Below are 13,510 nucleotides of genomic sequence, written 5' to 3' on the forward strand. Positions count from 1 at the left end.
GGGCTGCGGACCTTGATGCCCAGACCGCGGACCCGCTCCTGGGCCTGCGGGCCCAGCTTCAGCAGCAGGTCCTCGCCGACGACCCCGTCGCGCCGCCAGATGACGCACAGCGTCTCCAGCCCCGCTTCGGCGACCTCCGGCTCCTCGTCGTTCGCGGCGGCCACGAGGGCTTCCACGGCCGGCCTGGAGCGGAATCCCGCGACCCCCCGTGCGATCCGCGCCCGCTCCTCGGCGGGGACGGCCGGATCGGCGAGCGACCGCAGTTCGACCGCGGTGTCGCGGGCGTCCTGACAGGGCAGCACCCAGAGCACGTAGACGATCTGGGCGCCCAGCATGATCAGGTACTGGAGCGGCACGAGCAGTCCGGCCGGCAGCATCAGCAGCACCGGAAGCACGATCAGCCAGCCGCCCCTGATCCGCTGGGCCCCGCCGGGGGGGGGGGGGGGCGGTTGGGGCTCCGCGCCCGCCGGCCCGCTTTGTCAGAGGTACTGACCGGTGTTGGCCACCGTGTCGATGGAGCGTCCGGTGTCCGCGCCTTGCTTTCCGGTGACGAGGGTGCGGATGAATACGATCCGCTCGCCCTTCTTTCCGGAGATTCGGGCCCAGTCGTCGGGGTTGGTGGTGTTGGGGAGGTCTTCGTTCTCCTTGAACTCGTCCACGCAAGCCTGGAGGAGGTGGGCGACGCGAAGGCCCTTCTGGTTGTGCTCGAGGAAGGCCTTGATGGCCATCTTCTTCGCACGGTCCACGATGTTCTGGATCATCGCGCCCGAGTTGAAGTCCTTGAAGTAGAGGACTTCCTTGTCGCCGTTGGCGTACGTGACCTCGAGGAAGCGGTTTTCCTCGGTTTCGGCGTACATCTGCTCGACGACGGTCTGGATCATGCTGTGGACGGTCTCGTCCGTGGATCCCTGGTGTTCGGACAGGTCGTCCGTGTGCAGGGGCAGCGAGGCCTTGAGGTACTTCGCGAAGATGTCCTTCGCGGCCTCGGCGCCGGGGCGCTCGATCTTGATCTTCACGTCGAGGCGGCCGGGGCGCAGGATGGCCGGGTCGATCATGTCCTCGCGGTTGGAGGCGCCGATGACGATGACGTTCTCCAGGCCTTCCACGCCGTCGATCTCGGCGAGCAGCTGGGGGACGATGGTGTTCTCCACGTCCGAGCTGACTCCGGATCCGCGGGTGCGGAAGAGGGATTCCATCTCGTCGAAGAAGACGATGACGGGGGTGCCCTCGCTCGCCTTCTCCCTGGCACGCTGGAAGACGAGGCGGATGTGCCGCTCGGTCTCGCCGACGTACTTGTTGAGGAGTTCGGGGCCCTTGATGTTGAGGAAGTAGGACTTCCCGGTGGGCTGGCCGGTCACCTCGGCGACCTTCTTGGCAAGGGAGTTGGCCACGGCCTTGGCGATGAGCGTCTTGCCGCAGCCGGGGGGGCCGTAGAGCAGGATGCCCTTGGGGGGCCGCAGTTCGTGCTCCTTGAAGAGGTCGGGGTAGAGGTAGGGGAGCTCGACGGCGTCGCGGATCAGTTCGATCTGGTCGCCCAGGCCGCCGATCTTGTCGTAGTCGATGTCCGGGACCTCTTCGAGGACGAGGTCTTCGACCTCGCTCTTGGGGACCACTTCGTAGACGTAGCCGGAGCGGGGTTCGAGCAAGAGGGCGTCGCCGGGGCGGATGGTGATGTCCAGGAGCGGCTCGGCGAGCCTCACCACCCTTTCCTCGTCGGTGTGCCCGACCACCAGGGCGCGCTCGCCGTCCTCGAGGATCTCCTTGAGGGTGACGATGTCCCCGGCGCGTTCGAACTCCATGGCTTCGACCACGTTGAGGGCTTCGTTGAGCATGACCTCCTGGCCGCGCCGGAGGTCTTCCGGTTCGACGCTGGGGCTCACGTTCACGCGGAGCTTTCGGCCGCCGGTGAAGATGTCGACGGTTCCGTCTTCGTTCGACTGCAGGAAGACTCCGAAGCCGGCCGGCGGCTGTGCGAGCCGGTCGACTTCTTCCTTGAGGGCCACGATCTGGTCGCGGGCCTCGCGCAGGGTATTGGCCAGACGCTCGTTCTGGGCGGAGACGCCTGCCAGGTTTGTCTGGAGCTCGACGATCCGCTCTTCGAGAATCCTCGTGTGTCGCGGAGAGTCGGCGAGCTTACGTCGCAGGACGGCGATTTCCTGCTCGAGATAGGCAACCTGGCCGGCGGGGTCCTCAGACCCTCGCCCGGGCCGGATGCCGCGGTTGATGTCGTCGTCGTGGGCTGCCACGGTCCTCACCTCCTCCAAGGGGAGCTGGACGCTTTCTGACCCTACCTGGGCTGGTGGTGATTGAAACCCCTAGATCACAAAGACGGTAGGGGTGTGTCCGATCTTCACCCTTGCGTACTCCCTCCTGCCAAGGAAATACCCACCCATCAACATCGGAAAGCAGCCGGTTGTAAGGTCGAAGTGTTCAACACCCGTCAGAGCTCGTGCGACTTGCCGCGAGTTGTGTCCGGGATGGATCACTCATCGCAGGGAACGGCAGGAGATATGACCGTGCAGCAGGAGGCTCCCGCGAGTGGCGCCGGCGAGGCCGGAGAGCCGCTCGAGGTCTGGATCGACCAGGACCTCTGCACCGGCGACGGCATCTGTGTGCAGTACGCGCCGGAGGTGTTCGAGCTGGACATCGATGGTCTGGCGTACGTGAAGAGCCCTGCCGACGAGCTGCTCGTGGAGGCGGGGGCGACGACTCCGGTTCCGCTGGTGCTGCTCCAGGACGTGGTCGATTCGGCGAAGGAATGTCCGGGTGACTGCATCCACGTAAGGCGTGTTTCGGACAGGGTCGAGGTCTACGGTCCCGACGCGGAGTGACGGTTCAAACACCCGTGGCGGTCGAGTCCGTAAGCTCCTGGCGGAATTTTCCGCCGGTCCAGCGCCACTTGGCGAGCTGCTTGGTGTCGGGGCTGTAGCGGGGTACCTCGGGTGAGGAGTAGCCGAGGAGCGTTGCCGTGACGGTGCCGTCGCGCAGGGTGAGGTCGGTCGCGGTCTGCCTGCGGCCGGCTTCGAGCAGGGTGGCGACGACGCGGGGGCCGGTGTTCTTGCCCGGGTCGCGGGTGAGGACGTAGATCGCGTGGGGCGGGGTTCCGGAGCCGGCGTCGCAGCGGACGGCGGCCACGGTTTCGGGGCGGCCGTCGCCGTCGAGGTCGCCTTCGGCGGTGGCCGTGACGGTCTGGGGCGCTCCGTTGCAGTCCAGGGGGTACGTGACGGCGTGCGCGTCCGGAGCGGGCGCCTCGGGGCCCTTCACGGGGTCCGTGGGGCTGGTGGCGCCGTTGGGTGCGGCGGAGGCTCCGGTGGCCGGGTCGGGCTGGAGGAATCCGGCGCCGGCTATGACGGCGGCCATGGCCGAGGCGGTGGCGAGCCAGTGGACGGGCCGCGCGCGGTGGTGCGCCAGGGGGTGGGGTGCTGGCGTCTGCTCGGCGGGGCTGTGCGTCACTCGGGGTGTCTCCTGTGCGAAGGGTGACGGGGAGCCAGCATCGTGCCACACCTCACATCGGGGTGGAACGGGCGGGTCCGGACCGGTGCTGCCGGGCGGTGGCGCTCACCTCGCGGGACAACGAAAAGACGCTGTGGCGCAGTTCCCGGCTCGTTCGGGGAACTGCGCCACAGCGTCTGTGTGTTGGGCGGGCGGTCGGCCGTGGGTCAGGCGCGGTCGCCGTCGGCGGACTCGACGGGCTCGGCGGTGACGGGCTCGGCGGTGGCCTTGGAGCCGGACTGGCTGCCCGGGCCGTCGTAGTCCTCGCCGTAGGCGCCCTTGGAGGGGCGGCGGCGGCGCATGGGCGGCTCGACGCCGTCGGCGAGGCGGCGGGCGGTGACGAGGAAGCCGGTGTGGCCGATCATCCGGTGGTCCGGGCGGACGGCGAGGCCTTCGACGTGCCAGTTGCGGATCATCGATTCCCAGGGCTGCGGTTCGGCGTAGCAGCCGAACTCGCGGATGGATTCGACGGTGCGCGAGAGCTGGGTGGTGGTGGCCACGTAGCAGCAGAGGATGCCGCCGGGGACCAGCGCCTTGGAGACTGCCTCGAGGCATTCCCAGGGGGCGAGCATGTCGAGGATCACGCGGTCGACGTCCGTGTCGGACAGGTTGTCCTGGAGGTCGCCCACGGTCAGCTGCCACGCGGGGTGCGGGCCGCCGAAGTAGCGCTCGACGTTGGCGGTGGCGATTTCGGCGAAGTCCGCGCGGCGCTCGTAGCTGTGGAGCATGCCCTGGTCGCCGATGGCGCGCAGCAGGAAGCTGCTCAGGGAGCCGGAGCCCACTCCTGCTTCCACGACGCGGGCGCCGGGGAAGATGTCGGCGAAGGCCAGGATCTGGCCCGCGTCCTTGGGGTAGACCACGGCGGCGCCGCGGGGCATGGACAGGACATAGTCGGGGAGCAGGGGACGCAGCGCGAGGTAGGCGACGTTGCCCGTGGTACGGACAACGCTTCCCTCGGGGGAGCCGATCAGCTCGTCGTGCGGGAAGGAACCCTTGTGGGTGTGGAAATTCTTCCCTGCTTCGAGCGTGAACGTGTAGTGGCGGCCCTTGGGGTCGGTGAGCTGTACCTGGTCCCCGACCTCGAAGGGCCCGCGTCGGCGGGCGGCACCGGTCGGTTCGGACATGTGACCAGTGTATTGGCTTCAGGACTGGGGCCGCGCCATGGCCTTCACGAAGGCCTTTTCGACGTCGAGGGTGGACAGGACGCCGTAGATGGCGCCGTCGGGTTCGAGGACGAGGTACTCGCTGGCGGGGTTGGCGCGGAGGTGGTCGAGGAGTGCTTCGCCGGAGAGTTCCGCTGAAACCTTCATGCCGTCGGTGAGGTCCTGGGAGAGGGTGCTGACGGCGACCCAGGGGCGGCGGTGTTCGGGGACGGCGGCGATGGCGGTTTCGCGGACGATGCCGGTGGGGTCTCCGAGTCCGTCGACGACGACGAGGGCGCGGGCGCCTGCTTCGTTGGCGCGGCGCAGGGCTTCGGAGAGGGGGGTGGCGTTCTGGACGGGGATGGCGCGGCGGGTGAGTTTGCGGGCCTGGAGTTCCGGGAGGTGTTCGCGCAGGCGGGCCATGCGCAGGCTGTTGCCGGCTCCGGTCCAGATGATCGCGGCGAGGATCGCGGCGAGCAGGGCATCCATGACGGTGTCCATGCCGCCGATCTCGTCGGCGGGGTTGCCGAGGGTGCCGGTGGAGTTCAGCAGGGGCAGGCCGAGGAGGACGGCGACGGCGAGGGCGCGGCCGGTCCAGGCGGCGGCGATGGTGCCGGTCATGGGTTTGCCGGTGATGCCCCAGATGACGGCGCGGAGCATGCGGCCGCCGTCGAGGGGCAGGCCGGGCAGGAGGTTGAAGGCGGCGACGAGGAGGTTGGAGATCATCAGGCCGGCGAGGAGGACGCCGGGGACGCTGGCGGGTTCGACGGTCTTCATGCCGAGGTAGAAGGCGCCGGCGAGGAGGAGGGAGAGGAGGGGGCCGACGAAGGCGAGGACGAATTCGCGGGCGGGGGTCTCGGATTCCTTCTCGATCTCGGAGACGCCGCCGAAGAACTGGAGCTGGATGCGGCGTACGGGGAGCTTGAAGCGCAGGGCCGCGAGGGTGTGGGCCAGTTCGTGGACGAGCACGGAGGCGTAGAAGGCGACGGCGAAGAAGAGCGCGACGAGGTACCGGGCGGGGCCGAGGTCGGGGAGGATGCGGTCGAGCTGGTCGCCGAAGACCCAGGTGATGAGGGCGGCGACGAGGAACCAGCTGGGCGAGACGTAGACGGGTACGCCGAAGGGGCGGCCCATGAGGAGTCCGCCGCCCGGTCCTGAGCGCCGGCCCGCGCGCTCGCCGGTTTCGTCGGTGTCTGCCACGGTTTTCCTTCGTTCGCTGCTGTCCGGCGCTGGGTGCGCGTCGGCGGTTCTTCCGCTTTTTCCCGGTGCTGTGGGGGTGCGCCGTCGCGTGGTGTGATGCTCCGATCATGCAGTGCGAGGGGGCTTTGCGTCGATGGTATGCGCGTGCTGTCGGTGGCGGGTCGTAGGGTTTTGTGTATGACGACGAGCCCCGGTAGTGGTCCGGACGACGCAGTGAGCAGTTCCGTGCCCGGCCCGGCGGTGGCCGCGGCGCCTTCTTCGCTGTCTCCTTCGCGGGCGAGCGATTTCATGCGGTGTCCGTTGTTGTACCGGTTCCGGGTGATCGACAAGCTGCCGGAGAAGCCGAGTGCGGCGGCGACGCGGGGGACGTTGGTGCACGCGGTGCTGGAGCGGCTCTTCGATCATCCGGCGTCGGAGCGGACGGCGCCGCGGGCGAAGGCGTTGATCCCGGGGCAGTGGGACCGGCTCCTGGAGTCGAAGCCGGAGCTGACGGAGCTGTTCGCGGAGGGTGACGAGGGGGTGGAGCTGGCGCGTTGGCTGGGTGAGGCCGAGGCGCTGGTGGAGCGGTGGTTCACGTTGGAGGACCCGACCCGGCTGGAGCCGGTGGAGCGGGAGTTCTTCGTGGAGACGGAGCTGGAGTCGGGGCTGCGGCTGCGCGGGATCATCGACCGGGTGGACGTGGCGCCGACGGGTGAGGTGCGGATCGTCGACTACAAGACGGGCAAGGCGCCGCGGCCGGAGTACGCCGAGGGTGCGCTGTTCCAGATGAAGTTCTACGCGCTGGTGGTGTGGCGGCTCAAGGGTGTGGTGCCGCGGCGGCTGCAGCTGGTGTACCTGGGCAGTGGGGACGTGTTGACGTACGACCCGGTGATCGAGGATCTGGAGCGGATGGAGCGCAAGCTGCTGGCTCTGTGGGACGCGATCCGGGAGGCGACGCTCAGTGGTGACTGGCGTCCGCGGCGGACGAAGCTGTGCGGATGGTGTGATCATCAGGCGGTGTGTCCCGAGTTCGGCGGGACTCCCCCGGCCTACCCTCTGAGCATCGTGCCGCTCGGTGGGGTGGAGGGTCCGTCCGGTCCGTAGGCGGGCCGGGGTGGGGCCGTGGGCGGGCCCGGGGAGGAATCGTCGTCTCCGGGTCAGGGCAGAATGGGCGGCGTCCCCGATGGCGTCCGACGAATACGAGGTAGACCCTGTGGCGATCCGCGTACTGCTGGTCGACGACCAGCCGCTCCTGCGCACCGGTTTCCGGATGATCCTGGAGGCGGAGGCGGACCTGGCGGTGGTCGGCGAGGCCGGGGACGGGCTGCAGGCGCTGGACCAGGTGCGGGCGCTCCAGCCCGATGTGGTGCTGATGGACATCCGGATGCCGCGGATGGACGGGGTGGAGGCGACCCGGCAGATCACCGGTCCGGGCCGGGACGGGCCGGCGAAGGTGCTGGTGCTGACCACGTTCGATCTGGACGAGTACGTGGTGGAGGCGTTGCGGGCGGGTGCCAGTGGTTTCCTGCTGAAGGACGCTCCGGCGCAGGAGCTGGTGCAGGCGATCCGGGTGGTGGCGGGTGGCGAGGCGATGCTCGCGCCGAGCATCACGCGGCGGCTGCTGGACAAGTACGCGGGTCATCTGCCGTCGGGCGAGGACACCATGCCGGACATGATCGGTACGTTGACCGAGCGCGAGGTCGAGGTGCTGAAGCTGGTGGCGCGGGGGCTGTCGAACGCGGAGATCGCGGCGGATCTGTTCGTGAGCGAGACGACGGTGAAGACGCATGTGGGTCATGTGCTGACGAAGCTGGGTCTGCGCGACCGGGTGCAGGCCGCGGTGTACGCGTACGAGAGCGGTCTGGTGCGGCCGGGCGCGGGCCAGTAGCGGGCGCGCGGCGCAGGTGTACGGGGACGGGCCCGCTTCCGCGTGACGCGGAGGCGGGCCCGTTGCCGTGGTGGCCGGTTCAGCCCTTGCTGATCTCCCAGAAGCGGAAGACGGTCGAGGCGTCGAGGGACCACTGCAGGCCGGTGACGTTCTTGCGGGTGACGGCGTACTGCTTGCTCTGCCAGAGCGGGAGGAGCGGGACCTCGTCGGCGACGATGTCCTGGAGGCGGCCGTATTCGTTGGCGGCGGCGCCGCGGTCGGACTTGGCGGAGGTCGACGGGATGATCGTCCCGGTGATCTCCTTGTTGTCGTAGTTGTTGCGCAGGACGTTGTCCGGGCCGAAGAACGGCTGGGTGAAGTTGTCGGCGTCGGGGTAGTCGGGGACCCAGCCCTTGACGTAGACGCCGTACTTGCCGGCTTCGATGTCCTTCTCGTACTGCTCGAACTCGACGGACTTGACGTCGGCTTCGAAGAGGCCGCTGTCGTTGAGCTGCTTGGCGATGAGCTGGAACTGCTGGTCGGTCGAGGGTCCGTAGCGGCTGGGCGTCGAGTACAGGGTGATCTTCACCTTGTCCTTGATGCCGGCGGCGCGCAGGACGGCCTTGGCCTTCTCGGGCTGGGGGCTGCCGCCGTAGCGGTCGAAGAAGGGCGTGGTGTGGGAGGCGATGCCGGCCGGGACGATGGAGTACAGCGCGGTGGCCGTGCCGTCGTAGACCTGCTTGACGAGGGCTTCGCGGTCGATGAGGTAGGCGAAGGCCTTGCGGACGGGGAGCTTTCCGGCGACCGGGTCGTTGATGTTGAAGACGAGGTGTTCGACTTCGGCGCCGGCGCCCTGGATGACCTCGACCTTCTGGTCGCCGGTCTGGGAGGCGAGGCCGGCGATGTCCTTGGCGGCGAGGCCGCGGAAGGCGAAGTCGACGTCTCCGCTTTCGAGGACCTTCTTGAGGGCGGCCTGGTCCTCGTTGAAGAACTTCATGGTGACGCCGTTGTTCTTCGGCTTGGCCTTGCCGCTGTAGGAGTCGTTGACGGAGAAGCTCGCGCTCTTGTCGTTGATCGAGTCCAGTTTGTAGACGCCGGAGCCGGTGGCCTTGCCGTCCGTGCGGAGCTTGTCCGCGGGGTACTCGGTGTGGTCGACGATGGAGCCGGCACCCGAGGCGATCTTGCTGGGGAAGGTGGCGTCGGGCGTCTTGAGGTTGAAGACGACGGTCTTGTCGTCGGGGGTCTCGATGGAGCCGATCGAAGCGAGCATGACGGCGGGGCCGTTCTCGTCACCGATCTTCAGGGTGCGCTCGAAGGAGTACTTGACGTCCTTGGAGGTGAGGCTGTTGCCGTTGCTGAACTTCAGGCCGCCGCGCAGGGTGCACTCGAACACCTTGCTGTCGCTGCCCTTGAAGCCGCAGGACTGCGCGGCGTCGGGTTCGGGCGTGGTGCCGCCCTTGGGGAAGCTGAGCAGGGACTGGAAGACGTTGTTGAAGAGCAGCCAGGAGCCGGGGTCGTAGCCCGAGGCCGGGTCGGTGGCCTTCACCCTGTCGGATATGCCCATGACGACGCCCTTGCCGCTGCCGGCGCTGGAGCCATCCGTCGAACCGCAACCGCTGAGCAGCGCGGCGGCGGTGGCAGCGCCGAGCGGGGCCGCCAACCACTGGTTACGTTTCATCACGCGAACGTCCTTCTCAGTCTCACTGGCTCATCTGGATTGGTCTTCCGGTCCGCGGTGTCGGTGCGGGCCGTCCTTCTCGGTGGTCAGCCGCTGACGCCGCGGCCGAGTTCCCACAGCTGGAGGTCGGAGATGGCGTTGACCGACCACTCCACTCCGGTGATCCCGTCGCGGGCGGCGACGTACTGCTTGCCCTGCCACAGGGGCAGGACGGGTACGTCCTCGGCGACGATGTCCTGCATCTCCGTGATCGCGGGGACGGCGACGTTGCGGTCGACGGCGCGCCGGGATTCGGGGATGAGCTTGGTGCGCACCGTGGTGTTGGCGTACGGCGTGCCCAGGAAGTTGTCCTGCTCCAGGAACGGGGCGAGGAAGTTGTCGGCGTCGGGGTAGTCGGGGAACCAGCCGAGTCCGTAGACGGCGTAGTCGCCCTTCTTCTGGGCGGGGCGGAAGTCGGCCCAGTCGGTGCCCTGGACGGTGACGTCGAAGAGCTGGGTGGAGTTCAGCTGGGTCTTGAGGGCTTCGAACTCGGCCGCGGTGCCGTCGCCGTAGTGGTCGTTGGTGTAGTTGAGCGTGATCTTGACCGGGGTCTTGATCCCGGCGGACTTCAGCAGGTCGGCGGCCTTGGCGGTGTTGGCCTCGCCGTACTTGTTGAAGAAGGAGTTGACGTGGCCGGTGACGGAGGCGGGGACCAGCGAGTACAGGGGCTGGGCGGACTTTCCGTACACCTTGGAGATCAGGGAGCCCCGGTCGACGGCGGCGGCGAGGGCCTGGCGCACGGCCTTGTCCTTGACGGTGGGGGCCTCGGTGTTGAAGCCGAGGTAGCGGATCTCCAGGCCGGGCATGGGGACGAGCTTGATGCCCTTGGGGGGCTTGGCGGAGAGCTCGGTGATCTGGGCGGGCGACAGGGTGCGGGAGACCATGTGGATGGTTCCGTTTTCCAGGGCCTTGCCCATGGCGTCGGAGTCTTCGAAGGCGCGGAGTTCGGCCTTGTCGTTCTGCATCTTCAGATCCCCGCGGTAGTGGGGGTTCTTGCTGAAGACGGCGCGGACGAGGCGGTTGTCCTTGACTTCGGTCTTCACCGTGTAGGGGCCGGAGCCGTCGACGGCGAAGCCCGGGCGGAGCTTCTTGGCGTCGTACTTCTTGGCGCTGACGATGCCGGCGGCAGGGGTGGAGAGCTTGTACGGGAACGTCGCGTCGGAGGTCTTCAGGTGGAAGACGACGGTGTCGGCGCTCTTCGCCTCGACGGTGTCGATGGTCGACAGGAGCGAGGAGGGGCCGTTCTCGTCCTTGATGGCGAGGACGCGTTCGATGGAGAACTTGACGTCCTGGGCGGTGAGCGGGTCTCCGTCGGCGAACGTGAGGCCGGGGCGCAGGGTGCAGCGGTAGCTCTGGTTGCCGGTGTCGGTGAAGCGGCAGTCGTTGGCCGCTTCGGGGACGGGCTGGCCGCCGCCGCGCGGGGTGTGCATCAGCGTCTGGACGGTCTGGCGCAGGATGTTCCAGGTGCCGGCGTCATAGGCGTAGGCGGGGTCGAGCGGGGCGGGGGCGTAGTCGGCTGCCTCGAACCGGTCGGTGGTTCCGACGACGATCGCCCCGGATCCCGCTCCGCCGCCGCTGGTGCTGCCGCAGGCGGTCAGCGCGGGGGTGAGCAGTCCGGCGGCTGCCGTCAGCACCATGGTCTTGCGGTTCATGCTGGAAGTACTCCCTCGACCCGGCACTTGTTCAAAGCTGGCGTGGAGGGCATCGCGACGGTCGCCCGTTCTGGGCGGAACGATCGGGCCGGTGTTGTGACGATCGGTCCACGCGGTTCCGGAACAGGGGGTGTGTTTCCGGGACGGCTGAGGTGCGGCGCAGTGCCCGGATCGACATTAGTGGCCTGTGGAGGGGTGGCTTGAACCGGTCGGAGCGGGGGCGTTGTCACTGTGTTGCGGGCGCTGACGGGGGGTGTGCGCGGGGGTGGGCGCAGATTCGGTCAGGCAGTGATCAATAGGGACACAAGGGGTGGGTCGGGAGGGCGCGGAGTGGTGCGAAGGGGGCCTTGCGGGTGACAAAGGTCACCTGGGACAACTCCCCCGGGAGGGATGGAATTTCGGCCTCCGGGGTAATGCGCGAAAGATCCGCCCGCGGGATCTCGGTCCTGGGGACGGATCTTTCGGTACGGAGCGTGCGCGATCAGTTCATCGGAGTGATCAGCGAGCGCAGGAACGACAGGTCGACGTCCTCGAGGGAGCGCACGATGGTGCGGCCGGGCGCGGGGTCGATCCGGCCGACGGAGGGGATGGCGACGACGCGGCAGCCGGCGGCCTCGGCGGCGGCCACGCCGGTGACGGTGTCCTCGATGACGGCGCAGCGCGAGGGGTGCGCGCCGAGCGCGCCGGCGGCGAGGAGGTAGGGGTCGGGGTGCGGTTTGGTGCGCGGGACCTCGTCGCCGGCGACGGTCATGGTGAAGCGGTCCCGGCCGAGGGTGAGCAGGACCTGGTCGATGACCCGGCGGTGGGAGGCGGAGACCAGGGCGGTGGGCACGTTGTGCCGGGCCAGCTCGCTCAGGAGGCGTTCGGCGCCGGGCATGAGGGGGACGCGGTCGGCGATGCGGGCTTCGAAGCGCTCGTTGAGCAGCACCGTGAGTTCGGCGAGGCCGATCTCGGCGCCGGTGGATTCGATGAGGAAGCCGGCGCTGCGGGTCATGGGGCCGCCGACGACCACGTCGCGCCAGGATTCGTCGAGGCGGTGGCCGAGCTCGCCGAAGACGTCGACCTCGATCTCCCACCAGAAGCCCTCGGTGTCCACGAGGGTGCCGTCCATGTCGAGCAGCACCGCCTGCAGGGCATGTCCGTCGGCCGTACGGGCGACGGGGGCGGGGACTGTGCTCGTCATGCGCGCACCTTTCGACAGGTCCTCGGGGGACGACAAGGCCGGTCACCTCACCTCGGGCGCGTGCCCGGGGGCTACAGGTGACCGGCCTGTATGGGACCGACTAGTGTACGCCGGTCCGTGTCAGCGTGCGTTGAAATACTTCGCTTCGGGGTGGTGGATCACGATCGCGTCGGTGGACTGCTCCGGGTGGAGCTGGAACTCCTCGGAGAGGTGGACGCCGATCCGCTCGGGCTGCAGGAGGTCGGCGATCTTGGCGCGGTCCTCCAGGTCGGGGCAGGCCCCGTAGCCCAGGGAGAAGCGGGCACCGCGGTACTTCAGGTCGAACATGTCCTCGACCTTGGCCGGGTCCTCGCCGCCGAATCCGAGCTCGGCGCGGACGCGGGCGTGCCAGTACTCGGCCATGGCCTCGGCCAGCTGGACGGACAGGCCGTGCAGCTCGAGGTAGTCGCGGTAGGAGTCGGACTCGAACAGCTTGGCCGTGGCCTCGCCGATCTTCGAGCCGACGGTGACGACCTGGAGGCCGACGACGTCGGTCTCGCCGGACTCCTCCGGGCGGAAGAAGTCGGCCAGGCACAGGCGGCGGCCGCGGCGCTGGCGCGGGAAGGTGAAGCGGGTCCGCTCGTTGCCGGCCTCGTCGAGGATGATCAGGTCGTCGCCCTTGGACACGCAGGGGAAGTACCCGTAGACCACGGCCGCTTCGAGCAGGTTCTCGGTGTGCAGCTTGTCCAGGAGGCCGCGCAGGCGCGGACGGCCCTCGCTCTCGACGAGCTCCTCGTACGTGGCTCCGCCCGCGCGGGCCTGCTTGAGGCCCCACTGGCCCTTGAACAGGGCGCCCTCGTCCAGCCAGGAGGCGTAGTCCTTGAGCGGGATGCCCTTGACCACGCGGGTGCCCCAGAACGGCGGGGTGGGGACCGGGTTGTCGGTGGAGGTGTCGGAGCGGCCGCCGGGCTCCTGGTCCTCCTCGACCAGGACCGGAGTGTCGCGCTTGGCCACGCGGCGCTGCTTGAGCTCGGGCAGGGTGGCTCCGGGGACTCCGCGCTTGACGGCGATGAGGGCGTCCATGAGGCGCAGGCCCTCGAAGGCGTCGCGGGCGTAGCGGACTTCGCCCTCGTAGATCTCGTGGAGGTCCTGTTCGACGTAGGCGCGGGTGAGGGCGGCGCCGCCGAGGATGACCGGGTAGTCGGCGGCCAGCTTGCGCTGGTTGAGCTCCTCCAGGTTCTCCTTCATGATCACCGTCGACTTGACCAGGAGGCCCGACATGCCGATGACGTCGGCCTT

12 protein-coding genes are annotated in these 13,510 nt (G+C 68.7%); 3 read left to right on the forward strand and 9 right to left on the reverse strand.

The window, feature by feature from the left end:
* Window positions 1–386, reverse strand: a 386-nt coding sequence (locus tag ACWGDE_RS26730; RefSeq protein ID WP_453391579.1) for a hypothetical protein, incomplete at its 3' end; no start/stop codon positions are given.
* Window positions 387–479: 93 nt separating this feature from the next.
* Window positions 480–2,246, reverse strand: coding sequence for a proteasome ATPase (arc, locus tag ACWGDE_RS26735; RefSeq protein WP_453391580.1), 1,767 nt, complete (start codon window positions 2,244–2,246; stop codon window positions 480–482).
* 264 nt (window positions 2,247–2,510) lie between these two features.
* Between arc and ACWGDE_RS26740 the strand changes: the two genes are divergently transcribed.
* Entirely contained in the window at window positions 2,511–2,831 is a 321-nt protein-coding gene (locus tag ACWGDE_RS26740; RefSeq protein WP_453391581.1) for a ferredoxin, read from the forward strand.
* A gap of 4 nt (window positions 2,832–2,835) precedes the next feature.
* Here ACWGDE_RS26740 and ACWGDE_RS26745 read toward each other — a convergent pair whose 3' ends face one another.
* The 3 genes from ACWGDE_RS26745 to ACWGDE_RS26755 all read right to left on the reverse strand — a co-directional run bounded on the left by ACWGDE_RS26745 (window position 2,836) and on the right by ACWGDE_RS26755 (window position 5,834).
* Window positions 2,836–3,453 carry a hypothetical protein gene (locus ACWGDE_RS26745; RefSeq protein WP_453391582.1) on the reverse strand — a complete coding sequence of 206 codons (618 nt, stop codon included), beginning with the start codon at window positions 3,451–3,453 and terminating at the stop codon, window positions 2,836–2,838.
* 206 nt (window positions 3,454–3,659) lie between these two features.
* Window positions 3,660–4,616 carry a tRNA (adenine-N1)-methyltransferase gene (locus ACWGDE_RS26750; protein WP_453391583.1) on the reverse strand — a complete coding sequence of 319 codons (957 nt, stop codon included), beginning with the start codon at window positions 4,614–4,616 and terminating at the stop codon, window positions 3,660–3,662.
* Window positions 4,617–4,634: 18 nt separating this feature from the next.
* Entirely contained in the window at window positions 4,635–5,834 is a 1,200-nt protein-coding gene (locus tag ACWGDE_RS26755) for a site-2 protease family protein (protein WP_453391584.1), read from the reverse strand.
* Window positions 5,835–6,011: 177 nt separating this feature from the next.
* On the opposite strand from ACWGDE_RS26755, the gene ACWGDE_RS26760 reads away from it, so the two are divergent.
* A complete protein-coding gene (locus ACWGDE_RS26760) occupies window positions 6,012–6,917 on the forward strand; it encodes a RecB family exonuclease (RefSeq protein ID WP_453391585.1) in 906 nt (301 codons plus the stop codon).
* A gap of 109 nt (window positions 6,918–7,026) precedes the next feature.
* Complete coding sequence (locus ACWGDE_RS26765; protein ID WP_453391586.1) at window positions 7,027–7,701, forward strand: response regulator; 675 nt, start codon at window positions 7,027–7,029, stop codon at window positions 7,699–7,701.
* Window positions 7,702–7,780: 79 nt separating this feature from the next.
* Here the strand turns inward: ACWGDE_RS26765 and ACWGDE_RS26770 are convergent, their stop codons facing one another.
* From ACWGDE_RS26770 to ACWGDE_RS26785, 4 genes are all read right to left on the reverse strand, one after another.
* On the reverse strand, window positions 7,781–9,361 hold the full coding sequence (locus ACWGDE_RS26770) for an ABC transporter substrate-binding protein (protein WP_453391587.1): 1,581 nt from the start codon (window positions 9,359–9,361) through the stop codon (window positions 7,781–7,783).
* 83 nt (window positions 9,362–9,444) lie between these two features.
* Entirely contained in the window at window positions 9,445–11,049 is a 1,605-nt protein-coding gene (locus tag ACWGDE_RS26775) for an ABC transporter substrate-binding protein (protein WP_453391588.1), read from the reverse strand.
* 481 nt (window positions 11,050–11,530) lie between these two features.
* Entirely contained in the window at window positions 11,531–12,232 is a 702-nt protein-coding gene (locus tag ACWGDE_RS26780; RefSeq protein ID WP_453391589.1) for an HAD family hydrolase, read from the reverse strand.
* 120 nt (window positions 12,233–12,352) lie between these two features.
* Window positions 12,353–13,510 (reverse strand): vitamin B12 dependent-methionine synthase activation domain-containing protein (locus ACWGDE_RS26785; protein ID WP_453391590.1); only part of this gene is annotated, 1,158 nt, incomplete at its 5' end.

This window comes from Streptomyces sp. NPDC054956 (assembly GCF_053609185.1).

Excerpts from the sequence above, each read along its gene's own strand:
- ACWGDE_RS26740 (WP_453391581.1), top strand. The coding sequence starts at position 2,511 with ATGACCGTGCAGCAGGAGGCTCCCGCGAGTGGCGCCGGCGAGGCCGGA.
- ACWGDE_RS26750 (WP_453391583.1), bottom strand. The coding sequence starts at position 4,616 with ATGTCCGAACCGACCGGTGCCGCCCGCCGACGCGGGCCCTTCGAGGTC.
- ACWGDE_RS26760 (WP_453391585.1), top strand. The coding sequence starts at position 6,012 with ATGACGACGAGCCCCGGTAGTGGTCCGGACGACGCAGTGAGCAGTTCC.
- ACWGDE_RS26775 (WP_453391588.1), bottom strand. The coding sequence starts at position 11,049 with ATGAACCGCAAGACCATGGTGCTGACGGCAGCCGCCGGACTGCTCACC.
- ACWGDE_RS26780 (WP_453391589.1), bottom strand. The coding sequence starts at position 12,232 with ATGACGAGCACAGTCCCCGCCCCCGTCGCCCGTACGGCCGACGGACAT.